Annotated in this window: 21 protein-coding genes and 1 tRNA gene; 18 read left to right on the forward strand and 4 right to left on the reverse strand. The window is 68.4% G+C overall.

Annotated elements, in window-relative coordinates; all coding sequences use genetic code 11:
- Positions 1 to 140 precede the first annotated feature (140 nt).
- The 18 genes from ACHAAJ_RS07915 to ACHAAJ_RS08000 all read left to right on the forward strand — a co-directional run bounded on the left by ACHAAJ_RS07915 (position 141) and on the right by ACHAAJ_RS08000 (position 19,092).
- A complete protein-coding gene (locus tag ACHAAJ_RS07915) occupies positions 141 to 1,256 on the forward strand; it encodes a BMP family lipoprotein (RefSeq protein ID WP_435727530.1) in 1,116 nt (371 codons plus the stop codon).
- 213 nt (positions 1,257 to 1,469) lie between these two features.
- On the forward strand, positions 1,470 to 3,017 hold the full coding sequence (locus ACHAAJ_RS07920) for an ABC transporter ATP-binding protein (RefSeq protein WP_435727532.1): 1,548 nt from the start codon (positions 1,470 to 1,472) through the stop codon (positions 3,015 to 3,017).
- Complete coding sequence (locus ACHAAJ_RS07925) at positions 3,010 to 4,353, forward strand: ABC transporter permease (protein WP_435727534.1); 1,344 nt, start codon at positions 3,010 to 3,012, stop codon at positions 4,351 to 4,353. The genes ACHAAJ_RS07920 and ACHAAJ_RS07925 overlap by 8 nt, the downstream gene beginning before the upstream one ends.
- Positions 4,350 to 5,648, forward strand: a complete 1,299-nt coding sequence (locus ACHAAJ_RS07930; protein ID WP_435727536.1) for an ABC transporter permease — start codon at positions 4,350 to 4,352, stop codon at positions 5,646 to 5,648. Before ACHAAJ_RS07925 ends, ACHAAJ_RS07930 begins: the two co-directional genes overlap by 4 nt.
- Before the next feature lie 4 nt (positions 5,649 to 5,652).
- Entirely contained in the window at positions 5,653 to 6,087 is a 435-nt protein-coding gene (locus tag ACHAAJ_RS07935; RefSeq protein WP_435727538.1) for a cytidine deaminase, read from the forward strand.
- 51 nt (positions 6,088 to 6,138) lie between these two features.
- On the forward strand, positions 6,139 to 7,449 hold the full coding sequence (locus ACHAAJ_RS07940; protein WP_435727540.1) for a thymidine phosphorylase: 1,311 nt from the start codon (positions 6,139 to 6,141) through the stop codon (positions 7,447 to 7,449).
- A gap of 66 nt (positions 7,450 to 7,515) precedes the next feature.
- Positions 7,516 to 8,277 carry a DedA family protein gene (locus ACHAAJ_RS07945; RefSeq protein ID WP_435727542.1) on the forward strand — a complete coding sequence of 254 codons (762 nt, stop codon included), beginning with the start codon at positions 7,516 to 7,518 and terminating at the stop codon, positions 8,275 to 8,277.
- A gap of 32 nt (positions 8,278 to 8,309) precedes the next feature.
- Positions 8,310 to 9,503 carry an adenosine deaminase gene (locus ACHAAJ_RS07950; RefSeq protein ID WP_435727544.1) on the forward strand — a complete coding sequence of 398 codons (1,194 nt, stop codon included), beginning with the start codon at positions 8,310 to 8,312 and terminating at the stop codon, positions 9,501 to 9,503.
- A gap of 28 nt (positions 9,504 to 9,531) precedes the next feature.
- Positions 9,532 to 10,191: a MazG nucleotide pyrophosphohydrolase domain-containing protein gene (locus ACHAAJ_RS07955; RefSeq protein ID WP_435727546.1), complete on the forward strand. Its 660-nt coding sequence runs from the start codon at positions 9,532 to 9,534 to the stop codon at positions 10,189 to 10,191.
- 103 nt (positions 10,192 to 10,294) lie between these two features.
- Positions 10,295 to 11,575, forward strand: coding sequence for a phosphopyruvate hydratase (gene eno / locus ACHAAJ_RS07960; protein WP_435727547.1), 1,281 nt, complete (start codon positions 10,295 to 10,297; stop codon positions 11,573 to 11,575).
- Positions 11,576 to 11,685: 110 nt separating this feature from the next.
- Positions 11,686 to 12,402: an FtsB family cell division protein gene (locus ACHAAJ_RS07965; protein WP_435727548.1), complete on the forward strand. Its 717-nt coding sequence runs from the start codon at positions 11,686 to 11,688 to the stop codon at positions 12,400 to 12,402.
- Between the two features lie 25 nt (positions 12,403 to 12,427).
- Entirely contained in the window at positions 12,428 to 13,141 is a 714-nt protein-coding gene (locus ACHAAJ_RS07970; protein ID WP_435727549.1) for a DUF501 domain-containing protein, read from the forward strand.
- Positions 13,138 to 14,088 carry a Ppx/GppA phosphatase family protein gene (locus ACHAAJ_RS07975; RefSeq protein ID WP_435727609.1) on the forward strand — a complete coding sequence of 317 codons (951 nt, stop codon included), beginning with the start codon at positions 13,138 to 13,140 and terminating at the stop codon, positions 14,086 to 14,088. The genes ACHAAJ_RS07970 and ACHAAJ_RS07975 overlap by 4 nt, the downstream gene beginning before the upstream one ends.
- A 26-nt stretch (positions 14,089 to 14,114) precedes the next feature.
- Complete coding sequence (locus tag ACHAAJ_RS07980; RefSeq protein ID WP_435727610.1) at positions 14,115 to 15,563, forward strand: S8 family serine peptidase; 1,449 nt, start codon at positions 14,115 to 14,117, stop codon at positions 15,561 to 15,563.
- A 43-nt stretch (positions 15,564 to 15,606) separates the two neighbouring features.
- A complete protein-coding gene (locus tag ACHAAJ_RS07985; RefSeq protein WP_435727550.1) occupies positions 15,607 to 17,037 on the forward strand; it encodes an NAD(P)/FAD-dependent oxidoreductase in 1,431 nt (476 codons plus the stop codon).
- A gap of 87 nt (positions 17,038 to 17,124) precedes the next feature.
- Positions 17,125 to 17,198, forward strand: a tRNA-Leu gene (locus tag ACHAAJ_RS07990).
- 85 nt (positions 17,199 to 17,283) lie between these two features.
- Positions 17,284 to 17,586, forward strand: a complete 303-nt coding sequence (locus ACHAAJ_RS07995; RefSeq protein ID WP_435727551.1) for a DUF4193 family protein — start codon at positions 17,284 to 17,286, stop codon at positions 17,584 to 17,586.
- A 255-nt stretch (positions 17,587 to 17,841) separates the two neighbouring features.
- Positions 17,842 to 19,092 carry an ABC transporter substrate-binding protein gene (locus ACHAAJ_RS08000; protein WP_435727552.1) on the forward strand — a complete coding sequence of 417 codons (1,251 nt, stop codon included), beginning with the start codon at positions 17,842 to 17,844 and terminating at the stop codon, positions 19,090 to 19,092.
- Between the two features lie 163 nt (positions 19,093 to 19,255).
- Here the strand turns inward: ACHAAJ_RS08000 and ACHAAJ_RS08005 are convergent, their stop codons facing one another.
- The 4 genes from ACHAAJ_RS08005 to ACHAAJ_RS08020 form a co-directional block, all read right to left on the reverse strand.
- Positions 19,256 to 20,041, reverse strand: a complete 786-nt coding sequence (locus ACHAAJ_RS08005; protein WP_435727553.1) for an ABC transporter ATP-binding protein — start codon at positions 20,039 to 20,041, stop codon at positions 19,256 to 19,258.
- A complete protein-coding gene (locus tag ACHAAJ_RS08010; protein WP_435727611.1) occupies positions 20,038 to 21,051 on the reverse strand; it encodes an ABC transporter ATP-binding protein in 1,014 nt (337 codons plus the stop codon). The genes ACHAAJ_RS08005 and ACHAAJ_RS08010 overlap by 4 nt, the downstream gene beginning before the upstream one ends.
- Positions 21,052 to 21,116: 65 nt before the next feature.
- The gene (locus ACHAAJ_RS08015; protein ID WP_435727554.1) at positions 21,117 to 22,097 is read right to left on the reverse strand and encodes a branched-chain amino acid ABC transporter permease; all 981 of its coding nucleotides are present in this window, start codon (positions 22,095 to 22,097) and stop codon (positions 21,117 to 21,119) included.
- 9 nt (positions 22,098 to 22,106) lie between these two features.
- Entirely contained in the window at positions 22,107 to 23,381 is a 1,275-nt protein-coding gene (locus ACHAAJ_RS08020) for a branched-chain amino acid ABC transporter permease (protein ID WP_435727612.1), read from the reverse strand.
- Between the last annotated feature and the right edge of the window lie 304 nt (positions 23,382 to 23,685).

Here is a 23,685-nt window from a genome sequence, read left to right on the forward strand (position 1 = left end):
ATCGACGGGCCACGGCTAGTCTTGGTTCGTTAATTCCGGGCGCGGTCGCGCCCGTGTTTCAGCACGCCCGTCGAAAACAGAACACTCGTGCGGACACTCGCCGTGGATCGGTGCTGGGCTTACTCGTTACTGGAGGAATCTTGAAGAATTCACTGCGCAAGCTCAAGCGCTCCACCGGTGTTGCGGCCGCCGTCCTCGGCGCGTCCGCACTCGCGCTCACCGGCTGCGGCGCCGCACCCGAAGCCGCACCGTCCAGCGCCGCCGGATCCGCGCCGGCCGGCGCCGCCGACTACACCGGTTGCATCGTGTCCGATTCGGGCGGATTCGAGGACCGCTCGTTCAACCAGTCCTCCTACGAGGGGCTGACGCTGGCGAAGGAGGAGCTCGGCATTTCCACGAAGCAGGCCGAGTCCCAGGCGGCGACGGACTTCGAGCCGAATCTGAACTCCATGGTGCGGGGCGGATGCGATCTGACCGTCACGGTCGGCTTCCTGCTCGCCGACGCTACCAAGAAGATCGCCGCGGCCAATACGGATGCGCACTTCGCCATTGTCGACGACGGCTCGATCGAGGCCGACAACGTCAAGCCGATCGTCTACGACACGGCGCAGGCCGCGTTCCTGGCCGGCTACCTGGCCGCGGGAACCACCGAGACCGGCAAGGTCGCCACCTACGGCGGCATGAACATCCCGACCGTCACCATCTTCATGGACGGCTTCGCCGAGGGCGTCGCGCACCACAACGCGGAGAAGGGCACCGACGTCGAGGTCCTCGGCTGGAACTCCGAAACCCAGAACGGCACCTTCACCGGCGACTTCGAGAACCAGGGCAAGGGCAAGACGAACACCACCAACTTCGTCAACGAGGGCGCGGACATCGTCCTGCCCGTCGCCGGCCCGGTGGGGTTGGGAACGCTCGACGCCGTGAAGGAACTCAACGCCGGCGGCAAGGACGTCAAGGTCATCTGGGTCGACTCCGACGGCTTCCTCACGGTCCCGAACGGCAAGGAGTTCATCCTGACCTCGGTCATGAAGCTGATGGGCGAGGCCGTGCAGCAGGTCATCACCGAGGACGTCAACGGCAACTGGGACAACACCCCGTACGTGGGAACCCTGGAGAACGACGGCGTCGCGCTGGCCCCGTTCCACGATCTCGACTCCGAGGTCTCCGACGAGTTGAAGTCTGAACTCGAGCAGCTCAAGGCGGACATCATCTCCGGCGACGTCAAGGCGGAGTCCCCCTCCAGCCCCAAGTAGCAGCCGCGGCCGGTGGGTTTCCGCGCACCGGCCGCCACGCACCGGCGGGCATACGCCGACGCGCCGTCCGTCCCCGCAGGAACCCCTGCGCGGGCGGGCGGCGCGTTTACGGCCATGCCCGCCGGACGCGCGGTTACGCTGGGCACAGACCGCTCCGGATGAATCGCGGCCCCGCCGTCACAGGGGCCGCACAGAAGGGAACAGGTACGGCAAGTGAAACTCGAGCTTCGGGGCATCACGAAAAAATTCGGCTCGTTCGTGGCCAACGACCACATCGACGTCGTCGTCGAATCCGGTCAGGTGCATTCGCTCCTGGGCGAGAACGGCGCCGGAAAATCCACGCTGATGAACGTCCTCTTCGGCCTGTACGAGGCCACCGAGGGCGAGATCCTCATCGACGACAAGCCCGTGCGCTTCAACGGCCCCGGCGACGCCATGGCCGCGGGCATCGGCATGGTCCACCAGCACTTCATGCTGGTCCCCGTGTTCACGGTCGCAGAGAACGTCGCCCTCGGCGACGAGTTCACGCGGGCCGGCGGGATCCTGGACCTCGAGCGGACCCGGCGGCGGATCCGCGAGATCTCCGACCGCTACGGCTTCCATGTGGACCCGGACGCCCACGTGGAGGACCTGCCGGTCGGGGTGCAACAGCGCGTGGAGATCATCAAGGCCCTCGTCCGCGAGGCCAAGGTGCTTATCCTCGACGAGCCCACGGCCGTGTTGACGCCGCAGGAGACCGATGAACTGCTGTCCATCATCGGCCAGCTGCGCGCATCGGGGACGGCGATCGTCTTCATCTCGCACAAGCTGCGGGAGGTCAAGGCCATCTCCGACACCATCACGGTGATCCGCCGGGGCAAGGTCGTCGGCACCGCCGAGCCGACCGCGTCCCCCGCCGAACTGGCCTCCCTGATGGTCGGGCGCTCCGTGAGCCTGAGCCTGGACAAGGAGTCCGGGCAGCCGGGCCGGGAGACTTTCCGTGTCGAGAACCTCACGGTCCGGACGGCCACGGGCCACGTCGCGCTGGACCACGTCTCGTTCGGGATCGCCCAGGGCGAGATCCTTGCGGTCGCCGGTGTCCAGGGCAACGGCCAAACGGAGTTGACCGAGGCGGTGATGGGCCTGCTGCCACACGTGACCGGAGCCGTCATGTTGGACGGGGAGAACCTGCTGGGCCGGACCGTCAAGCAGATCGTGAACTCCGGCGTCGGATTCGTTCCCGAAGACCGCAGCACGGACGGACTCGTGGGCACGTTCACGGTCGCGGAGAACCTGGTGCTGAACCAGTACGACCGCGCGCCGTACGCCCGTGGCCTGGGCATGAAGCCGTCCGTGATTGCCCGGAACGCGGACGCCAAGATCGCGGAATTCGATATCAGAACCCAGGGCGGCCAGGTCAACGTCGGCACGCTGTCCGGCGGGAACCAGCAGAAGGTCGTCATGGCCCGCGAGCTGTCGCGGCCGCTGAAGCTCTTCATCGCCTCGCAGCCCACGCGCGGCGTCGACGTGGGTTCCATTGAATTCCTGCACCGCCGCATTATCGCCGAGCGCGACGTCGGCACCCCCGTCATGATCGTCTCCACCGAGCTCGACGAGGTCGTGGAACTCGCGGACCGCATCGCCGTCCTCTACAAGGGACGGCTGGTGGGCATCGTTCCCGGCGACACCCCGCGCGAGACGCTTGGCCTGATGATGGCCGGGGCCGGAATCGACGAGGCGCGGCAACACAACCCACACCAGACAGGGGCAGAGAATGAGTGACGCCAACCTGCCGGGCGCGAAACCGGAGGCGGACGGCACGCCGCACCAGCCCATGGCGACGGAGTCGGTTCCCGGCGGCCCCGCCGAGGGAAACACCCCGGCGCAGCTGGCCGAGGCCAGCCACCGTCCGGGCGAACACGTCGGTGTCCTGAAGCGGATCGTCACGGGCAACGGCCTGGTGTCCCTCCTGGCCATCGCGCTGTCGCTGTTGGTGGGCGCGGTCCTGATCGCGGTCGTCAACGACCGCGTCAACGAAACCGCCGGCTATTTCTTCGCCCGCCCCGCGGACATGGTCCTCGCGGTCTGGGACGCGGTGGCCGATGCCTACGGCGCGCTGTTCCGCAGTTCCATCCTCAACACGGAGGCGGACGGCTTCGCCAACGCCATCTACCCCCTGACGGAAACGCTGACGGTGGCGACCCCGCTGATCCTGGCCGGCCTCGGCGTCGCGCTGGCGTTCCGGGTGGGACTGTTCAACATCGGCGCCCAGGGACAGATCATCCTCGGCGCCACCCTCGCGGGCTGGATCGGCTTCACGCTGGACCTGCCGCTGGGCATCCACCTGCTGGTGGCCATCGCGGCGGGATTCGCGGGAGGCGCCCTGTGGGGCGGCATCGCCGGCCTGCTCAAGGCCAAACGCGGAGCCCACGAGGTGATCGTGACGATCATGCTCAACTACATCGGTCTTTACCTGCTGCTGTATCTCCTGAGCACGCCCGCCTTCCAGCGGCCGGGCTCCAACAACCCGGTCAGCCCCCCGATCGCGGAATCGGCGGCCTATCCGTTGATCTTCGGCGCCGGATTCCGCCTGCACTACGGGTTCCTCGTGGCCTTGGCCGCGGTCGCGTTCGTCTGGTGGCTGCTCAACCGGTCCACCACCGGCTTCGAGCTGCGTGCCGTCGGCGCCAACCCGCTGGCCGCGAAGACCGCGGGCATCAACGTCAGCCGCGCGTACCTCACGGCCATGCTGGTCGCCGGTGGGCTTGCGGGCCTGGCCGGCACCGCGCAGATCTCCGGTACGGAGCGCTCGCTGAGCGGCGACATCGCGGCAAGCTTCGGGTTCGACGCGATCACGGTGGCGTTGCTGGGCCGCTCGAGTCCTATCGGAACCCTGTTCGCCGGCATCCTGTTCGGGGCGCTGCGGGCCGGGGGTGTGGGCATGCAGTCGGAGACCGGCATCCCCATCGACATCGTCCTGGTGGTCCAGTCGTTCATCGTGCTGTTCATCGCCGCGCCGCCGCTGGTGCGCTCCATTTTCCGCATCGGCGTGAAGAACCGCCCGACGAAGTCCACCCAGCCGGCCGCGAAGGCCGCCCAGGCCGGAGGTGTCTCGTGACCGCCGCAACCGCCACCGCCGCCACCTCCGCCCCCGGGGCGGCTGGAAACGGCGCCGCGATTCGCAGCTGGGGGGCGCCGGTGACATTCGCCGTCCTTGCTCTCGTGGCGCTGGCCGGATTCGCGCTGGGCAGCCCGGACAGCTCGGCCCGCTTCAGGATCTCGAACGAAGGCGACGCGCTGCGCGTCCCGGACGTCGTCCTGGGGACCACGCTGGTCGGCTGGCTCGGCGCCGCGGTCCTGCTTGCGATCGCGGGCTACGCCGTGTATCTCACGACGGCGCACCGGCGCGTCCCGGCATGGGCCACGCCGGTGTTCGCGGCGGTGTTCGTCATCGCTTTCCTGGTCTGGGTCATCGGCAGCGCGAACAACCCGAACGTCTACCTCTCCGGCCTGATCGCCGGTTCCTTCACGCTGGCGATTCCGCTGATCTTCGGTTCCCTCTCCGGAGTGCTTTGCGAGCGGGCGGGCGTCATCAACATCGCGATCGAGGGACAGCTGCTGGCCGGCGCCTTCTGCGCGGCGATCGTCGGCTCCATGACGCAGAGCCTCGCCGCGGGCCTGATGGCCGCGGTGTTCGGCAGCGTGCTGGTGTCCGCGGTGTTGGCCGTCTTCAGCATCAAGTACCTGGTCAACCAGGTCATCGTCGGCGTGGTGCTCAACGTGCTCGTCGCGGGACTGACCAGCTTCCTGTTCTCCACGGTCATGAGCTCGGACGCGGCGCGGTTCAACAGCCCGCCGAGCTTCGGTTCCCTCCGCATCCCGGGCCTCGCGGACATCCCGGTCTTCGGTCCGATCTTCTTCAACCAGACGATCCTGGGCTACGGCATGTACGTGGCCGTTTTCCTGGTCTGGTTCGGCCTGTTCAAGACCCGCTGGGGACTGCGCGTCCGCGCGGTGGGCGAGCACCCGAAGGCCGCGGACACCGTGGGCATCAAGGTCAACGCGATGCGCTTCTGGAACGTGGTGCTCGCCGGCGTCGTCGCCGGAATCGGCGGTGCCTTCTTCACGCTGGTCACGTCCTCGAGCTTCAACAAGGAAATGACGGCCGGCCAGGGATTCATCGCCCTCGCGGCGCTGATCTTCGGCCGCTGGAATCCGATCGGAGCCTTCTTCGCGGCCCTGCTGTTCGGGTTCTCGCTCAACCTCTCGTTCGTGCTCACGATCCTGGGAACGCCGGTCCCGAGCCAGTTCATGCAGATGTTGCCGTACGCCGTGACGATTTTCGCGGTCGCCGGCCTGGCCGGCAAGAGCAGGCCGCCGGCGTCGAACGGCATTCCGTACGTGAAGGAATAGGGCCGTGACCGACAACGAAGCGAGTGCCCCGTCCCGCGTCGCGGGAGAACCCACCGACGCCGACTGGGAACGCCTCGCCGCGGCGGCGAGGGAGGCCATGGCGCACGCCTACGCGCCCTACTCCAAGTACCCCGTCGGCGCCGCGGCCCTGACCGAGGACGGGAGGCTGCTGAGCGGGTGCAACGTGGAGAACGCCGCCTACGGCGTCGGCCTGTGCGCCGAATGCATCCTGGTGGGGCAGCTCCAGCTCACCGGCGGCGGGAGGATCCGCGCGTTCTACTGCGTCGACGGCCACGGCAGCGTGCTGATGCCGTGCGGGCGCTGCCGGCAGCTGCTCTACGAACACCGCGCGCCGGGCATGCGGCTGATGACCGTCAGCGGCGTCAAGACCATGGACGAGGTCCTGCCCGACGCCTTCGGGCCGCAGAACCTCGCCTGAACCCACCCATCCGCCGGAGGACTCCGGCCAACCGCTCCAAGAGAGGCCGCCATGGGCGCAGAAGCCTTCGACGCCGTCGACATCATCCGCACCAAGCGCGACGGCGGCACGCTGTCGCCGGAACAGATCGACTGGACCATCGACGCCTACACGCGCGGTGCCATCGCCGACGAGCAGATGGCGGCGCTGAACATGGCCATCCTGCTCAACGGCATGGGCCGGCCGGAGATCGCCCGCTGGACCACGGCGATGATCGACTCCGGCGAACGCATGGACTTCTCCGGCCTGCGCGGCCCGGACGGCGCGGCCAAACCGACGGCGGACAAGCACTCCACCGGCGGCGTGGGGGACAAGATCACCCTGCCGCTGGCGCCGCTGGTCGCCGTGTTCGGCGTCGCGGTCCCCCAGCTGAGCGGCCGCGGATTGGGGCACACGGGAGGGACGCTGGACAAGCTCGAGTCCATACCGGGGTGGCGGGCCACGCTGTCCAACGAGGACATGATGGCGCAGCTGCGCGACGTCGGCGCCGTGATCTGCGCGGCCGGAGCCGGGCTGGCGCCGGCGGACAAGAAGCTGTACGCGCTGCGCGACGTCACGGGCACGGTCGAGGCGATCCCGCTGATCGCCAGCTCGATCATGAGCAAGAAGATCGCCGAGGGCACCGGCGCGCTGGTCCTGGACGTCAAGGTCGGTTCCGGGGCGTTCATGAAGGACGAGGCCTCGGCACGCGAGTTGGCCGAGACCATGGTCGCCCTCGGCACGGACGCCGGCGTGCGGACGGTTGCCCTGCTGACCAACATGCGCACGCCCCTGGGGCTCACCGCCGGAAACGCCATCGAGGTCGGGGAATCCGTCGAGGTCCTGGCGGGCGGCGGTCCGGCCGACGTCGTCGAACTCACCGTGCGGCTGGCCTCCGAGATGCTCGAGGCCGCCGGGGTCAGCGGCGCGGATCCTGCCGCCGCGCTTCGGGACGGCCGCGCCATGGACGCTTGGAACCGCATGATCGAGGCGCAGGGCGGGGACCCGCGGGCGGCGCTGCCCGTGGCGCGGGAGTCCGAGACGGTGTACGCCCAGGCCGACGGCGTGCTGACGGAGCTCGACGCCCTGGGCGTGGGCGTCGCCGCCTGGCGCCTCGGCGCCGGCCGGGCGCGCAAGGAAGACGCCGTCCAGGCCGGAGCCGGAGTGCGCCTGCACGCAAAACCGGGGGACACGGTGCGCCGCGGCCAACCGCTGCTGACACTGCTGACCGACACCCCGGACAAGTTCGCCCGCGCGCACGAGGCGCTCGACGGCGCCGTCGTGATCGCGCCCGACGGGGACCGGCCGGACCAGCGCCTCGTCATCGACCGGATCGCCCCCTAGGGGAACACACCCATTCGCCCCGGGTTGTCCGCGGGCGGGTCACGCGGGGCGGCCGCATGCGTCACAATGGATGAACGGTTCCGACGGGGGATCGTGCCCCCGGCCGACGGGGCGGACGGGGCGGGGCACCGGCGACTCAGGGGGACCTACGCAGTGGATGTCATCAACGAGGCGATCGTCCACGCATCCGGTGCGTGGTGGATCCTGCCGATCGTCTACGTCTTCTGCCTCATCGACGGCTTCCTGCCCATCCTCCCCAGCGAGACCCTGATCGTGGGCCTGGCCAGCGTGGCCGTTGGCTCGGGAACGCCGAACATCGCGCTGTTGGCCCTGGTCGGGGCCGCGGGCGCCATCACCGGCGACCAGATCGCCTACCGGATGGGCCGTCGGATGGGCACCACCCGGTTCCGGTGGATGCGCACCCGTCGCGCGCGGAAGGTCTTCGCCTTCGCGCAACACGAGCTGATGAAGCGCGGTGCGCTGCTGATCTTCACTGCGCGCTACATCCCGATCGGGCGGGTGGCCGTGAACTTCACCGCAGGCGCCACGCGGTTCTCGATCACGCGGTTCACCGTGCTGGACGTCCTCGGATGCCTGACTTGGGGGGCCTATTCGGCGACGATCGGGGCGGTGGCGGGGAACTGGATGGAGCACAACAAGCTCCTCGGCATCGGGATTTCGATCGTCATCGCGGTGGTCCTTGGCTACGTGCTCGACCGGGTCATCTACGCGGTGCTCAAGCGGTTGGGCAAGCCCATCGAAGCCCCGGAGTACGAACTTCTGCACGCGCCACACGACGCCGACGCCGACGTCCCGGACGCCCGCTAGCCGCGGTGTGCGCGGATCAGTAGGCTGGGAGCGTGACTGACGAGCTGATCCACACCGCATACGATCCCGACTTCGACTTCCGCAGCCTCCCCAAGGTGTCGCTGCACGACCACCTCGACGGCGGCCTCCGGCCCGCCACCATCATCGAACTCGCGGCCGAAATCGGCCACGAGCTTCCCGCCACCGACGCCGGCGCGCTCGGCGAGTGGTTCCGCGAGTCCGCGGACTCCGGTTCGCTGGAGCGGTACCTCGAGACCTTCGACCACACCATCGCGGTCATGCAGACCAAGGAAGGCCTCTTCCGCGTCGCCCGCGAGTTCGTCGAGGACCTCGCGGACGACGGCGTCGTGTACGGCGAGGTCCGCTGGGCACCGGAGCAGCACCTCACGCAGGGCCTCAGCCTCGACGACGCCGTGGAGGCCGTTCAGGCGGGACTCGCCGCAGGCGTGGAGCGGGTCGCCGCCTCCGGGCGTCCGATTCAGGTGGGCCAGCTGATCACCGCCATGCGCCACGCCGACCGCGGCCTGGAGATCGCCGAACTCGCTCTGCGCCACCGCGACGCCGGAGCCGTCGGCTTCGACATCGCCGGGGCCGAGGACGGCTTCCCGCCGTCGCGGTTCGCCGACGCGTTCTCGCTGCTCGCCGACAACTTCTTCCCGGCCACGGTCCACGCCGGCGAGGCCGCGGGGCTCGACAGCATCGCCGACGCGCTGATCGTCGGCCGCGCGCAGCGCCTGGGCCACGGCGTCCGCGTGGCCGAGGACATCGAGGTGGAGTTCGGCGGGACGGACGACGACGGCGAGGATGTGGGCGAGGACACCGGGCTGGTGACCCTCGGCCCGCTGGCCAACTGGGTCCGCGACCGCGGGATCGCCCTGGAGATCTGCCCGTCGTCGAACCTGCAGACGGGTGCCACCGCCGGATTCGGCGAGGGCATCGAGTCGCACCCGATCGACCTGCTGTACCAGACGGGCTTCAAGGTCACGGTCAGCCCCGACAATCGGCTGATGAGCGGAACCACGCTCTCCGACGAGCTCGAACTCCTGGTCGAGGCCTTCGACTACGACCTCGACGACCTCCTGGAGCTGACGCTCAACGCGGCAGAGGCGGCCTTCCTCCCGCTCGAGGAGCGCGAGGCGCTGGTCGAGTACATCAACAACGCGTACGACGAGCTCTCCGACGACGAGGACGATGACGAATTCCCCGCGGACGACGAAGAGTTATAGGCGCCGACCGGAGTCGGGGAGGACAAGCATGTCCGGCCAGATGGACCGCCTTGTCCGGGTGGTGTCCGCGTTGCGCAGGCATTGCCTGTGGACGGCGGCTCTGACGCACGAGTCGTTGGTGGAGTACCTCGTCGAGGAGGCCTACGAGCTGGTCGAGGCGATCGAGGAGGGACACCCGGACGCGGAGCTGAAGGGCGAACTCGCCGACGTGCTGTTTCAGGTGGTGCTGCACGCGGCCATTGCCGAGGAGCGCGGCGCGTTCGCCTTGGACGACGTCGCCGGAGCGCTCGCGGACAAGATGGTGCGCCGCAACCGGCACGTCTTCGAACCCGACGGGTCCCTGCGGAGTGTTTTTCCGGACAGCCTTGACGAAATCATCCGGTCGTGGGACGCGGCGAAACGGGCCGAACGCCCGGAGCGGACCTCGCCGTTCGAGGGGCTGCCCAGAGCCCTTCCGGCGCTCGCCCTGGCGGACAAGACGCTGGGCCGTGCCACCCGGTGGGAACCGGACGCGGGCGTCACCGCGGCGTCGGAAGGCGCGGGACCCGCGACGGAGGAGGAGCTGGGCGAGCTGCTCCTCGGCGTCGTCCGCGACGCCAGATCCCGCGGGCTGGACGCGGAGCGCGCGCTGCGCACCGCCGTCGGACGCTACACCGATGGGGACTGGCGCCCACCCGACGCAACGTAGGTCACACTCGATGCCCGCCCGCGCTAGGCTAGTGCCGAGGCAACGTCGCCCCGCCCCAGAAGGCTGACACAGCCCACCACCCCACCACGAAGGAGCACCTTCCATGGCACTGATTGACGCCATCCACGCCCGCGAGATCCTCGACTCCCGAGGCAACCCGACCGTCGAGGTCGAGGTTCTGCTGTCCGACGGCTCCCTGGGCCGCGCAGCCGTCCCCTCCGGCGCCTCCACCGGCGCATTCGAAGCCGTCGAGCTGCGCGACGGCGACAAGGGTCGCTACCTGGGCAAGGGTGTCCGCAAGGCCATCGACGCCGTGCTGGAAACCATCCAGCCGGCGCTTTCGGGCCTGGATGCCACGGACCAGCGCGCGATCGACCAGGTCATGATCGACCTGGACGGCACCGAGAACAAGTCCAACCTGGGCGCCAACGCCATCCTCGGTGTCTCGCTGGCCGTCGCCAGCGCCGCGGCCGAGTCCTCCAACCTGCCGCTGTACAAGTACCTGGGCGGACCGAACGCGCACGTCCTGCCCGTGCCGCTGATGAACATCCTCAACGGCGGATCGCACGCCGACTCCGACGTCGACATCCAGGAGTTCATGGTCGTGCCCGTCGGCGCCTCCACCTTCTCGGAGGGCCTGCGCTGGGGCGTCGAGGTCTACCACTCGTTGAAGTCCGTGCTGAAGGAGCAGGGGCTGTCCACCGGTCTCGGAGACGAGGGCGGCTTCGCGCCGAACCTGCCGAGCAACCGCGCCGCGCTGGAGCTGATCACCGAGGCGATCAAGAAGGCCGGCTACACGCCGGGTTCCGACATCGCGCTCGCCCTGGACGTCGCGTCCTCCGAGTTCTTCGAGAACGGGGCCTACCAGTTCGAGGGCAAGTCCCTCAGCGCGCAGGAAATGAGCGACTACTACGCGCAGCTCGTCGCCGATTTCCCGCTGGTGTCCATCGAGGATCCGCTGGACGAGGACGACTGGGACGGCTGGAAGACCCTCACCGACGCCATCGGCGACAAGGTCCAGCTGGTCGGCGACGACCTGTTCGTCACCAACCCGGTGCGCCTGCAGGACGGAATCGACCGCAAGACGGCCAACTCGCTGCTGGTCAAGGTGAACCAGATCGGCTCCCTGACGGAGACGCTCGACGCCGTGTCCCTGGCCCAGCGCAACGGCTACAGCACCATCACCTCGCACCGCTCCGGCGAGACGGAGGACACCACGATCGCCGACATCGCGGTGGCCACGAACGCCGGCCAGATCAAGACGGGCGCGCCCGCGCGCTCCGAGCGCGTGGCGAAGTACAACCAGCTGCTCCGCATCGAGGAGGAACTCGGCGACGCGGCAGTCTATGCGGGTCGGGGCGCCTTCCCGCGTTTCACCGCCTAGCCGGTACCGGCAACGCGTAAGGTCTTGAGGGAACCGCCCGACGGGTGGTTCCCTCAAGGCATTCACCACACCGAGTGCACACACACCACGAGCGACCGGCAGGAGCGAAGATGGCCACCCGACGTCCGAACATGCCGCGTGCCAACCGCGACGCCGGTGCCCAGCGGGGTGCCGGTGCGCCGCATGCCGGCGTGCCCGAACGCGCGGGAGCCCAGGAGCGTTCGGGAGCGCCGGAGCCGCCCGCCAAGGTCATCCCTCTGGGCGCGGCGCCCGCGGCGCGCCCCCGGCGCCCCGCCTCCGAACGCCGCCTGCGCGAGCGGGTCGAGTTGTCCGGTTCCATCCGTGCGCCCAAGAACATGGCCGCAGGTGCCACGCGGCCGGAGGCGCCGTCCCGGCCACCGGGCGCCGGCGGCGTCGGCGGAGCCCAGCCGGAGGCCGCCGCGCCGGTACCCGCGCGGAGCTTCTCCGGCCGCATGCTGGCCCTGGCCGTGGTCCTGGTCGCCATCACGATCCTGCTGCTGCCCAGCGTCGGCACGTACATGACCCAGCGCGCCGAAATGGGCGAGCTGCGGGAGTCGATCGCGGCCAAGCAGGCGGAGCAGGCGGAACTCAACGAACAGATCGCGCGGTGGGACGATCCGGTCTACATCAAGCAGCAGGCCAGGGATCGCATAAACTTGGTGATGCCCGGTGAGCGGAAGTACATGGTGATCGGGTCGGCGGGGGAGGACCCCGTCGTCGAAAGCCAGAGCCCGGGCGAGGTCCGCACGGACCTGCCGTGGGTTGACGCGCTGTGGGACACCGTCAAGCGCTCCGCCACCGACTGACCAACGACCCGAGGAGGTCCCGCCGGTGGACAGCAACGCCAGCGCCCCGCGCCACGAAAGCCTTGACGCCAGCCAGCGCGTTCCGACCGAGCGGGACCTCGACACGCTGAGCCGGCAATTGGGCCGGCCGGTGCGCGACGTCGTCGAAATCGGCGCACGCTGCGTCTGCGGCAACCCGCTGGTCGCCACGACGGCGCCGCGGTTGGCGTCCGGAATACCGTTCCCGACGACCTTCTACCTGACGCACCCCGTGATCACCGCCGCCGTCTCCCGCCTCGAGGCGGCCGGCGACATGGCCAGGATGACCGCGCGGATCGAATCCGATGCGGAACTGGCCGCCGCGCACCGGGCGGCGCACGAGGACTATCTGGCCGCGCGGGACGCGATCGGCGCCAGGACGGGGACGGGCGCCGTTCCCGAGATCGCCGGGGTGTCCGCCGGGGGCATGCCCACCCGGGTGAAGTGCCTGCACGTATTGGTGGGCCACTCGCTCGCCGCCGGACCGGGCGTGAATCCGCTCGGCGACGAGGCGCTGGCCAACATCTCCGAGTGGTGGACGGCCGGGCGCTGCCACTGCGCCGGGGCTTGGGACACCGCCGGGGAGACGCCGGCGCGGGACCGCAGCCGCCATGTGAAGACACAGGCCGGCGACCCCGAGGCGAAGAAAGTCGAACGGGCCGAGGCCCGCGCGCGGCGTGCCGCGCCGGAAGCGATCGCACCGGACGGGGGTGCGCCCTGATGCGCGTTGCCGCCATCGACTGCGGAACGAATTCCATCCGCCTGCTGATCGCCGACATCGCCGACGACGACGGCGTCACCCGGCTTTCCGACGTCGTGCGCGAAATGCGCGTGGTGCGGCTGGGGCAGGGAGTCGACGCCACCGGCAGGCTCGCGCCCAAGGCGCTCGAACGCACCTTCGCGGCCATCGACGAGTACGCGGGCATGATCCGCGCGGCCGACGCCGAGGCGGTGCGGTTCGTCGCGACGTCCGCCACCCGCGACGCGTCGAACCGGCAGGACTTCGTCGACGGGGTGCGCGCGCGGCTCGGCATCGACCCGGAAGTCGCCACCGGCGAGGAGGAGGCGGCCCTCAGTTTCGCGGGCGCGGTCTCCGTGCTGCCGCCCGCGGACGGTGAGCGCGTGCTGGTGGTGGACCTCGGCGGCGGTTCCACCGAGTTCGTGCTCGGTTCGGGGACGGGAGTCGAGGCGGCGCTCAGCGTGGACATGGGCTGTGTCCGCTTCACGGAGCGCTTCCTGCACGGAGACCCGCCGTCGGAGGCGGAGGTGGCCGCGGCAGAAGCCGAAGTGGAACGCACGCTCGACGCGGTCGCCCGGGTGGTGCCCCTGCGAGACGCGGACCGGGTCATCGGCGTCGCCGGAACCATCACCACCATCACGGCGCACGCCCTGGACCTGGACAGCTACCAGCCGGACCAGATCGACGGAACCGGCCTGCCGGTCCGCGTCGTCGAGGCCGCCGCGGCCGAACTTCTCGCGTTCACCCGCGACCGGCGCGGCGCCCTGCCCTTCATGCACCCCGGACGCGTGGACGTCATCGGGGCAGGCGCCCTGATCTGGCGCGCGATCCTGCGCCGGCTGGAATCGGAGACGGACGGTCGGATCCGGACCGCCGTGGCCAGCGAGCACGACATCCTCGACGGTATCGCCCTCGGCTTGGCCACGTGAGGCACCGCATTCGCCGCTCTGCCGCCATGGCGCTGGCGGCCGTTCTCGCCTCCGGCGCACTGCTGGCCGCCCCCGCGTACGCCACCGTCGACCACGTCCGGGACAGCCAGTATTGGCTATCCGACTACGGGGTCAGGGACGCGTGGAAGGAGACGAAGGGCGAAGGCGTGACGGTGGCGGTGATCGACACCGGCGTGGACGCGACGCACCCGGACATCACCGGGGCGGTTGTCGGCGGCGTCGACGTCTCCGGCAGCGGCGCCCCGGACGGAACCGAGCCGATCGGCGCCCTGCCCGAACACGGGACCCTCGTGTCCACCATGCTCGCCGGCCACGGCAACAACAAGGAAGCCGTTGCGCGCGCCAAGGCGGAGTCGCAGCAGCAGGACATCGCCTGGAGGCGAGCCGTCGCCGACGCGAAGGAGAACGACGAGGAGCCGCCGGAAAAGCCGGAACCCCTTGAGGTCCCCGCCCCCGGTCCCGGCCCCGACGGCATGATCGGCGTGGCCCCGGAGGCCAAGCTGTTGGCCGTCTCGCTGTGGCTGGGTTCGGAGAATCCGAGTGGCATCGAGGTCGACGAGCAGGTTCCGCGTGCCGTGAAGTGGGCCGTCGACCAGGGTGCCCAGGTGATCAACATGTCGTTGGGCTCGACGACACCCGACTGGCCGTCGAGCTGGGACGAGGCATTCCTCTACGCCGAGCAGAACGACGTCGTTGTGGTCGCCGCGGCCGGCAACCGCGCCGGAGGGATGGAACAGGTGGGCGCGCCCGCCACCATACCGGGTGTGCTGACGGTCGCAGGTGTGGACAAACAGGGCGAAGCCAGTTTCGATTCGTCCACCCAGGGCATCAGCATCGGTGTCGCGGCGCCGGCGGATCCGCTCATCGGCGGTCTTCCGGGGGGCGGGTACGCCGACTGGTCGGGGACGTCCGGGGCGGCTCCCTTGGTCGCCGGGGTCGCGGCGTTGATCCGGTCCAAGTACCCGGAGCTGAGCGCCCCCGAGGTCATCAACCGCATCCTGGCGACGGCGCGGGACGCGGGGGAGCCCGGCGCGGACAGCCTCTACGGCCACGGGCTGCTGGACGCCGCCGCCGCCGTTTCCGCGGACGTCGCGCCGGTGGGGGCCAATCCGCTGGGCACCATTGCGGAATGGATTCGGATCCACCGACGGGGCCCGGCCGAGGCCCCGGCGCAGGCGCCGACCGCCAGCCCGGAGTCCGAATCAACGGTTCCGCCCGTGGCGGCGCCGACGCCGGTGGTTCCCGAGGTTCCCGGCGGCGCGCTTCCGGCTGTTCTGGTCCTCGGGTTCGGCGGATTGCTGGCCGTTGTCGCCGGCGCCGGCGCCATTCACGTCCTGCGTGTGCGCCGGGCCCGGATCAGGGGAAACGTCGACGACGGCGCGATCGCCACGCACGAATGGAGCGAGGCGGACAAGCGCCGCGATCCGTTCGACTATCTTCCCGAAAGTCGCTAGTGAAGACTTTCACAATATCCTGATTTCGCGTACCATGGGTGGTATGCCAAACACCCTCCAGCTTTCTGACCGTCCGCGCGTTCTCGTCGTTGGCGGCGGCTACGTCGGCCTCTATGTGGCCATGAAACTGCAGAAGAAGGTCCGCGCCCACGGTGGCATCGTGACCCTCGTCGATCCCCTTCCCTACATGACGTACCAGCCGTTCCTGCCCGAGGTGGCCGCGGGCCAGATCGAGGCGCGCCACGCCATCGTTTCCCACCGCATGCACCTCAAGCACACCGAGCTCGTCACTGGACGAGTCACCGCGATCGACCACGCAAACCGGAAGGCCGTCGTCGTGCCGACCGAGGGCGAGCCGATCGAGTTCGAGTACCGCGACGTCGTCGTGGCCGCCGGCGCGATCACCCGCACGTTCCCGATCCCGGGACTCGCGGAGACGGGGATCGGACTGAAGACCATCGAAGAGGCCGTGGCACTGCGCAACCAGATCCTGGAGCGCATCGAGTCGGCCTCGACGATGACCGACGCCGTCGCCCGCGAGCGCGCGCTGACGTTCGCCGTCGTCGGTGGCGGGTTCGCCGGCATCGAGGCGATTACGGAGATCGAGGACATGGCGCGCGCCGCCGTCGCGCAGAACGACAGGATCGAAAACACGGAGCTTCGCTTCGTGATGATCGAGGCCATGGGCCGCATCATGCCCGAGGTCACCGAGGCACAGGCCGAATGGGTCGTCGAGCACATGCGGTCGCGTGGCATCGAGGTCCTCCTCAACACCTCGCTCGCCAAGGCCGAGGGCGGGATCCTTGAACTGATGAACATGGCGGACAAGAGCCCCGGAGGCGTCTTCGGCGCGGACACGCTCATCTGGACCGCCGGAGTCCAGGCCAACCCCATGGTCCGCTCCACCGACTTCAACATCGAGCCCCGCGGCCGTGTGACCGCCGGGGTGGATCTGCGAATCGTCGACGCCGAGGGCAACCCCGTCGAGGGAGCCTGGGCCGCGGGCGACGTGGCTGCGGTGCCGGATACGACCGGCGGGCTTCCGGACGGGACATGCGTGCCGAACGCACAGCACGCCGTGCGCCAGGCGAAGCTCCTGGCGAAGAACATCTACGCCGTTCGCTACGGCGTGGGGCGGATCAAGGACTACAAGCACCAGAACCTCGGCGCGGTCGCCGGATTCGGCGCCTGGAAGGGCGTGGCCAAGATCATGGGCGTCCACCTCAAGGGTGCGCCGGCCTGGGTGGCGCACCGCGGGTACCACGGCATGGCGATGCCGACGTTCGAGCGCAAGTTCCGCGTGGTGAGCGGATGGTTCCTCAGCCTGTTCTTCAACCGCGATACGACGCAGATCTTCGACCTGCAGACGCCGCGCCGCCAGTTCGTGGAGGCCGCGACGCCGAAGCCCAAGCAGGCCGAGAAGCCCAAGCCGGAGAACGCTGATAGGATCTCGGAGCCGACGACGGCAAAATAGCCGAAAGATCACTCCCGGCGGGGGCGGAACGGCAGGCGCCGTTCCGTCCCCGCCATGCTTGCGGACCACGGTAGGATCTATCCGCACGCCCCCATAGCCCAATTGGCAGAGGCAGGGGACTTAAAATCCCTGTGTTGTCGGTTCGAGTCCGACTGGGGGTACAGGTTTATCGACCCGCGCCCCGGCATGTCCGGAGTCCAACCGGTCGGCCCGCCCACGAACCACCACCCCAATGAGGAGCTGTACATGGCCCAGGACTACGACGAGATGCGTCCGGACGTTGCCGAAGCGAGCAACGCGACACTGAAGACCGTCCAGACGATGAACGCCCCCGACGCGCGAAGCATTTCGGCCGATTTGGACGAATCGGAGAACCTCGACGGCGTGACACTGCCGGGAGGGGAACCGTCCGACGAGGAACTGGTGATCGCCGTGGTTCCCCAGGGTGACGACGAGTTCACCTGCGGTAGCTGCTTCCTGGTGCGCCACCGTTCCCAGATCGTCGGCGAGTCCGGCGGCATGAGCATCTGCAGGGACTGCGACAGCTAGACGAGTGCAAAACCATGGGCGTGACCGGCTCTCTCGCCGGCCGCGCCCGTTGTCGTATCTGGACCGGTTTCCGGACCGGATGTTCCCTCGCAGGCAGAAAACAGGTGACTTCTGAAGCGAATGTGAGTGACGTTACAAGGATGTAACAAAAAACCCTTACGGCGGCCTGCTTTCTGGACTACTTTCTAGTAATCAGGAAACCCTGAGACATGCATCACAGAGCCCATCACGCTCTTTGCCGAGGAGAAGACCCATATGACTGCATCCAACGATGCCCGCTTTGCCCGCGGTGCCAAGTTCCTGGCTGCCGGCGCGGCGATCGCGTTGATGGCCACCGCCTGTGGTGGCGGCGCATCCACCAGCGACACGTCCGAGGAGTCGGACGCTGCGCTCAAGATAGGTTCCCTGTTGCCCACCACGGGCGCTCTGGCCTTCCTCGGCCCCCCGGAAATCGCCGGCGTGAACCTGGCCATCAAGGAAATCAACGAGGCGGGCGGGGTCAACGACAAGGACGTCGAGGTGATCCACCGCGACTCGGGAGACACCACGACCAACATCGCGACGCAGTCCACCACCGACATGCTGGGCCAGGGCGTGTCCGCCATTATCGGGGCCGCATCCTCCGGTGTCTCCAAGACGGTCATCAACCAGATCACCGGCGCAGGCGTCATCCACTTCTCGCCCGCCAACACTTCGCCGGACTTCACGGACTGGGACGACGACAACCTGTATTGGCGCACCGCCCCGTCGGATGTCATGCAGGGCAAGATCCTCGGCAACTTCATGGTGAGCCAGGGCGCGGCCAACGTCGGCATGATCGTGCTCAACGACGCGTACGGCACCGGCCTGGCGACCAACATCAAGGAATCGGTGGAGGGCGCGGGCGGCACCATCGTCGCCGAGTCGATGTTCAACGAGGGCGACTCGCAGTTCTCCTCGCAGGTGGACGACGTCGTCGCGGCAAACCCCGACGCGATTGCGATCATCTCCTTCGACCAGTCGAAGTCGATCGTCCCGCTGCTCGTCCAGAAGGGCGTCACGCCGGACCAGATGTACTTCGTCGACGGAAACCTGTCCGACTACTCGAAGGACTTCGACAAGGGAACGCTGGAGGGCGCCTACGGCACCCAGCCCGGTTCCTTCGCCAAGGACGACTTCAAGGAGCGCCTGGCCGAGATCGACGACTCGCTCGAGGTCTGGAACTACGCGGGCGAGTCCTACGACGCGACGAACCTGGTGGCCCTTGCCGCCGTGGCCGCCGGATCCACCGACGGCAAGGCCGTCGCGGAGAAGCTGCAGGAAGTCTCGGTCGAAGGCGAAAAGTGCAACGACTTCGCGTCCTGCAAGACGCTGCTCGACGCCGGAACCGACATCGACTACGACGGCATCTCCGGTCCGATCAGCTTCTCCGAAAAGGGTGACGTCTCGGAGGGCATCATGGGCATCTACCAGTACGACGAGAACAACGTTCCGCAGCCGTCGAAGGAAGAGGCAGGGGCGGTCTAACGCACGAACACCCGCACCATCCGGAGGGCCCGCCGCAGGGGGAAAGCGGCGGGCCCTCCGCGTTGGCGGCTGACGCGCAAACCGCTCTGGTGCCCCCACGGGAACGGCCGCCGCACCCCAAGGGAGTGCGGCGGCCGCGTTCGTTGCGGAGGGCTTCGGACGGCTACTTGTCGCCGTTCGCCACCTTGTCCGCGAGGTCGCCCAGATAGAGTTCGATGACCTTCGGATCCTTCATGAGGTCCCGCCCGGTGCCCGTGTAGGCATCCTTGCCCTGGTCCAGGACGTAGGCGCGATCGCAGATCTGCAGGCAGCGACGCGCGTTCTGCTCGACCATGATGACGCTGACCCCGGCGCGGTTGATCTCGTGGACCCTCAGGAACGTCTCGTCCTGCTTGACGGGGGAGAGCCCCGCCGACGGCTCGTCGAGCAACAACACCGCCGGATCCATCATCAGCGCGCGACCCATTGCCACCATCTGACGCTCTCCACCGGAAAGCGATCCGGCGCGCTGGGCGCGGCGTTTGCCCAGTTCGGGGAAGAGCGACGCGACAAAGTCGAATCGCTCGGAGAAGTCCTTCGGGCGCTGGTACATGCCCATTTGGAGGTTCTCCTCGATGGTCAGCGTCTGAAACACGTTGTTGGTCTGCGGGACGAATCCGATGCCGCGGGCCACGAGCCGGTTGGCCTTGAGTCCCGTCAGATCCTGCCCCCGGACCACGACGGATCCGGAATGGACCTTGACGAGTCCGAACATGGCCTTCAGGAGCGTCGACTTCCCGGCCCCGTTGGGTCCGATGATGCCGATCAACTCGCCCTGGCGGGCCTCGATGCTGCACCCGTTGAGGATGTTCACCCCCGGCAGGTACCCGGCGACCAGGTCCGTCACGGTCACGACCGCGTCGGAGTCCTGGGCGCGCGCGGCCTCCGAGTTGCCCTGGTGCCTGGTCATCGCTTGCCCTCCGTGGAATCGTCCTGCGTGTCGTCTGTTCGTCCCTCGGGGGTGGCGGATCGCCCGCCGGGGGAGGCGTCCGAGCCGGAGGGTCCGGGGAGGATTCGGGCATCCTGGGTTCCGATCACCGACTCCTCGTCGGCCGCGAGCTGTTCCTCCAGCACCTCGGCGCCGTGCTCCGAACCCAGATCGACGTCGTGGTGGGCGCCGAGATAGGCGTCGATGACGGCCTTGTCCTGCATGACTTCGGCGGGCGGACCCTCCGCGACGACGCGTCCCTCCGCCATGACGACGACCCAGTCCGCGATGTGGCGGACCACGTGCATGTCGTGTTCCACGAACAGCACGGTCATTCCTTCGCCCTTGAGGTTCTTGATGTGGTCCAGCAGGGACTGGGTCAGAGCCGGGTTGACGCCGGCCATGGGCTCGTCCAACATGACCAGCCGTGGGTTGGTCATCAGGGAACGGGCCATCTCCAGGAGTTTGCGCTGTCCGCCCGAGAGGGAGGCCGCGTAGTCGGTGCGCTTCGTGTCCAGCTTGAACTTCGCCAGCAGCCCGTCGGCCGTCGTCGTGATCTCCTTTTCGCGGTTCCGCCACAGGCCGGCGAACAGGGCCTTGGCAAGGCTCTCGCCCGGTTGCCGGTCCGCGCCGAGGCGCATGTTCTCGATGACGGTGAGCTTGCCCATGACCTTGGTCAGCTGGAACGTGCGGACCATGCCCATGCGCGCCACCTTGTGCGGGGCGACGCCGGCGAGCTTGCGGCCGTCGAACTCCCAGTCGCCGCTGTTCGGGACGTCGAAGCCGGTCAACAGGTTGAAGAGCGTCGTCTTGCCCGCGCCGTTGGGGCCGATCAGTGCGGTGATCTTGTGCCGGGGGATCTCCAGATAGTCGACGTCGACGGCCTTGAGCGCCCCGAACGAGCGCGTGACGTTTCGGGCGACCAGGATGGGGTCGCGCTTGGCGCACCCGGGGCCGGCCGGGCCGGTGGCGATGGGCCGGCTGTCGGTCATGTGGTTGTCGTCGGTGAGGGTTGCGCCGTGGTCCCGGGGGGATCCGGCCGGTTGTGCGGCGTGGCTCATGCGAATGCCAGCTCCTTCTTGTTGCCGAGGATTCCCTGCGGACGGAAGACCATTAGTGCCATCAGCGCCACGCCCACGAGGATGTAGCGCAACTGCCCGGCTTGGGCGGCGCTCAGGAACGTGATGACGTCCGCCTGGATCAGACCCAGCAGAATGCCCTGCGTCAGCGAGAGCACGACCCAGAAGATCATTGCCCCGATCACGGATCCGAAGACCGTGGCCATGCCGCCGAGCAGCAGGGCCGTCCAGAGGAAGAACGTCAGTTCCGTGCCGTAGTTGGCCGGTTGTACGGCCCCGGTCGGCAGCGTGAAGATGATGCCCGCCAGCGAGCCGAAGATGCCGCCGATGATCAGCGCCTGCATCTTGTAGACGAACACGTTCTTGCCCAGGGAGCGAACGGCGTCCTCGTCCTCGCGGATGCCCTTGAGGACGCGTCCCCACGGGCTGCGCATCAGCAGCATGACAATGCCGGCACACAGGAGCACAACCGTCCATGCCACCAGTGTGATCCACAGGCTGCGATCGTTGAAGCGCAGGGGGCCGAGATTGTAGGATCCGGCCGTGAACGGACTCATCGCGTAGAACGTCCGCTCGAAGGACGCGAGGCCGTTGGCGGATCCCGTGACCCTGGTGAGGGAGTTGGTCGTCACCACATAGCGGACGATCTCCGCCGCCGCGATGGTCACGATGGCAAGGTAGTCCGCCCGGAGCCGGAGCGTGGGTATGCCGAGCAGCAGGGCGAAGACCACCGAGCAGCCGATGGCCGCGAGCACCGCGACGAAGAGCGGCGCGTCGAAGGTCAGCGTGGAGATGGCGAAGCCGTAGGCGCCCACGGCCATGAAGCCGGCCTGGCCGAAGTTCAGCAGGCCGCCGTAGCCGAAGTGCACGGCGAGTCCGAGCGCGCCAAGTGCGTAGGCGGCCGTTTGCGGGCTGACGATCTCGCCGAGGGCGTTTCCGAAGATGGTTGCGAAGTCCATGGTTTTCTCCTAGCCCACTCGCTCTTTGCGGCCTAGGATGCCCTGGGGCCGGAAGAGGAGGACGGCGATCATAACGAATAGTGCCCCGACGTATTTGAGGTCGGCTTCGAGCCAGATCGTGGAGATCTCCACCATGAGACCCACCAGGACGGACCCGATCAGGGCCCCGAAGACGGTGCCTAGTCCGCCGAGGGTGACACCCGCGAAGATCAGGAGGAGGATCTGCTGGCCCATGTTGAAGGACACCCCGGGACGGTAGTACGCCCACAGGATGCCGCCCAGCGCGGCGAGCATGCCACCGACCACCCACACCATGCGGATCACGGCATCGACGTCGATGCCCGACGCGGAGGCAAGCGCCGGGTTGTCCGCGACGGCACGCGTGGCCTTGCCCCAGCGGGTCTTCAGGAGCAGCAGGCCGAGGACGGTGATGACCACCAGCGAGATGACCAGAGAAGTCAGGTTGTTCCGCGTGATGCCCACCGTGCCGAACTCGATGATCGGGCTCTGCGCACCGGGGAGCTGCCGCGTGGATCCGCCGAAGAAGAACTGGATGATGTAGCGGACGGCCAACGCGAGGCCGATGCTGACGATCATCATCGGCACCAGGGCGGACCCACGGCGCCGGAGGGGGCGCCAGAGTCCCCAGTCCTGGACGTACCCGAAGGCGCCGCCGGCGACGACCGCGAGGATCATCGCGAGCCACACCGGCATGCCGGTCGTGCTGAGCGCGAACGCGACGACGGCGCCGAACGTCACCATCTCGCCGTGCGCGAAGTTGGTGAGCCCGGTGGTGCCGAAAATGAGGGACAGGCCGACGGCGGCGAGGGCCAGCAGGAGGCCGAAGCTCAGTCCCGCCAACGCCCGTTCCGCGAGCGTGTCCACGAAGCTCACCTGCGTGGCCGCGGCCGCCTCGCCGACCTGGAAGATCACGCCGACGTTCGACGTCGTTCCGAACTCCACCGTGCGGGGGTTCTGCTGGCCTTCGCCCAGCGGGGCGTCGTCGGGCAAAGTGCCGGTGTCGAGTTCCACCTGGTAGGTGGACTTCTCGGGGACGACGATTTCCCAGCGTCCGTTGTCATCCGTGACGGCTTCGCCACTAAAGCCGGTGCCGGTGGCGGTTATGCGGACCCCCTCCAACGGTTCCGGGCCGTTGCGCAGGGTTCCGCGGATGGCGAGCTCTTGTTCGGATGCCTGCGCCGCAACCATCTGCGGGGTCGCCGTCGATGGTTGGGCGTGGACCGCGGTCGCGGTGGCGAACAAAGATGCCAGCAGCGCCAGCATCAGTGCGCCAAGGAAACCCCAGCGGGTCAGGCGTCGGGAGTGAATCACGTGGTGGACCTCCGGTGTGGGGGCGTCCCCGCCTGTGGGCGGGAATGAACGGTGCGGCGATAAGCCTGTGACCTGTGTCACTAGTACCGCTTATCGTAGCGCCGCTATGTTTCCTGTCAGTCAAGTTAATGTTCCCTGGGAGGTCGCAATACGATAACGACTGTCAATTCTTGACAACCGGCCAGGGGTTGGACCGCGGCGCGGGGTTCTGTGCCGTGCGACGGGGGTTCCCTTGGGGGAAAAATTTCGCCCTGTG

Origin of the sequence: Arthrobacter arnarulunnguaqae, from assembly GCF_051262515.1 — a bacterium.
GTDB lineage: Bacteria > Actinomycetota > Actinomycetes > Actinomycetales > Micrococcaceae > Arthrobacter_N.

Coding starts and splice junctions, on each gene's coding strand:
- ACHAAJ_RS07925 (WP_435727534.1), top strand. CDS start 3,010: ATGAGTGACGCCAACCTGCCGGGCGCGAAACCGGAGGCGGACGGCACG.
- ACHAAJ_RS07940 (WP_435727540.1), top strand. CDS start 6,139: ATGGGCGCAGAAGCCTTCGACGCCGTCGACATCATCCGCACCAAGCGC.
- ACHAAJ_RS07945 (WP_435727542.1), top strand. CDS start 7,516: ATGGATGAACGGTTCCGACGGGGGATCGTGCCCCCGGCCGACGGGGCG.
- ACHAAJ_RS07955 (WP_435727546.1), top strand. CDS start 9,532: ATGTCCGGCCAGATGGACCGCCTTGTCCGGGTGGTGTCCGCGTTGCGC.
- eno (WP_435727547.1), top strand. CDS start 10,295: ATGGCACTGATTGACGCCATCCACGCCCGCGAGATCCTCGACTCCCGA.
- ACHAAJ_RS07965 (WP_435727548.1), top strand. CDS start 11,686: ATGGCCACCCGACGTCCGAACATGCCGCGTGCCAACCGCGACGCCGGT.
- ACHAAJ_RS07980 (WP_435727610.1), top strand. CDS start 14,115: ATGGCGCTGGCGGCCGTTCTCGCCTCCGGCGCACTGCTGGCCGCCCCC.
- ACHAAJ_RS07985 (WP_435727550.1), top strand. CDS start 15,607: ATGCCAAACACCCTCCAGCTTTCTGACCGTCCGCGCGTTCTCGTCGTT.
- ACHAAJ_RS07995 (WP_435727551.1), top strand. CDS start 17,284: ATGGCCCAGGACTACGACGAGATGCGTCCGGACGTTGCCGAAGCGAGC.
- ACHAAJ_RS08000 (WP_435727552.1), top strand. CDS start 17,842: ATGACTGCATCCAACGATGCCCGCTTTGCCCGCGGTGCCAAGTTCCTG.
- ACHAAJ_RS08005 (WP_435727553.1), bottom strand. CDS start 20,041: ATGACCAGGCACCAGGGCAACTCGGAGGCCGCGCGCGCCCAGGACTCC.
- ACHAAJ_RS08010 (WP_435727611.1), bottom strand. CDS start 21,051: ATGACCGACAGCCGGCCCATCGCCACCGGCCCGGCCGGCCCCGGGTGC.
- ACHAAJ_RS08015 (WP_435727554.1), bottom strand. CDS start 22,097: ATGGACTTCGCAACCATCTTCGGAAACGCCCTCGGCGAGATCGTCAGC.
- ACHAAJ_RS08020 (WP_435727612.1), bottom strand. CDS start 23,381: ATGCTGGCGCTGCTGGCATCTTTGTTCGCCACCGCGACCGCGGTCCAC.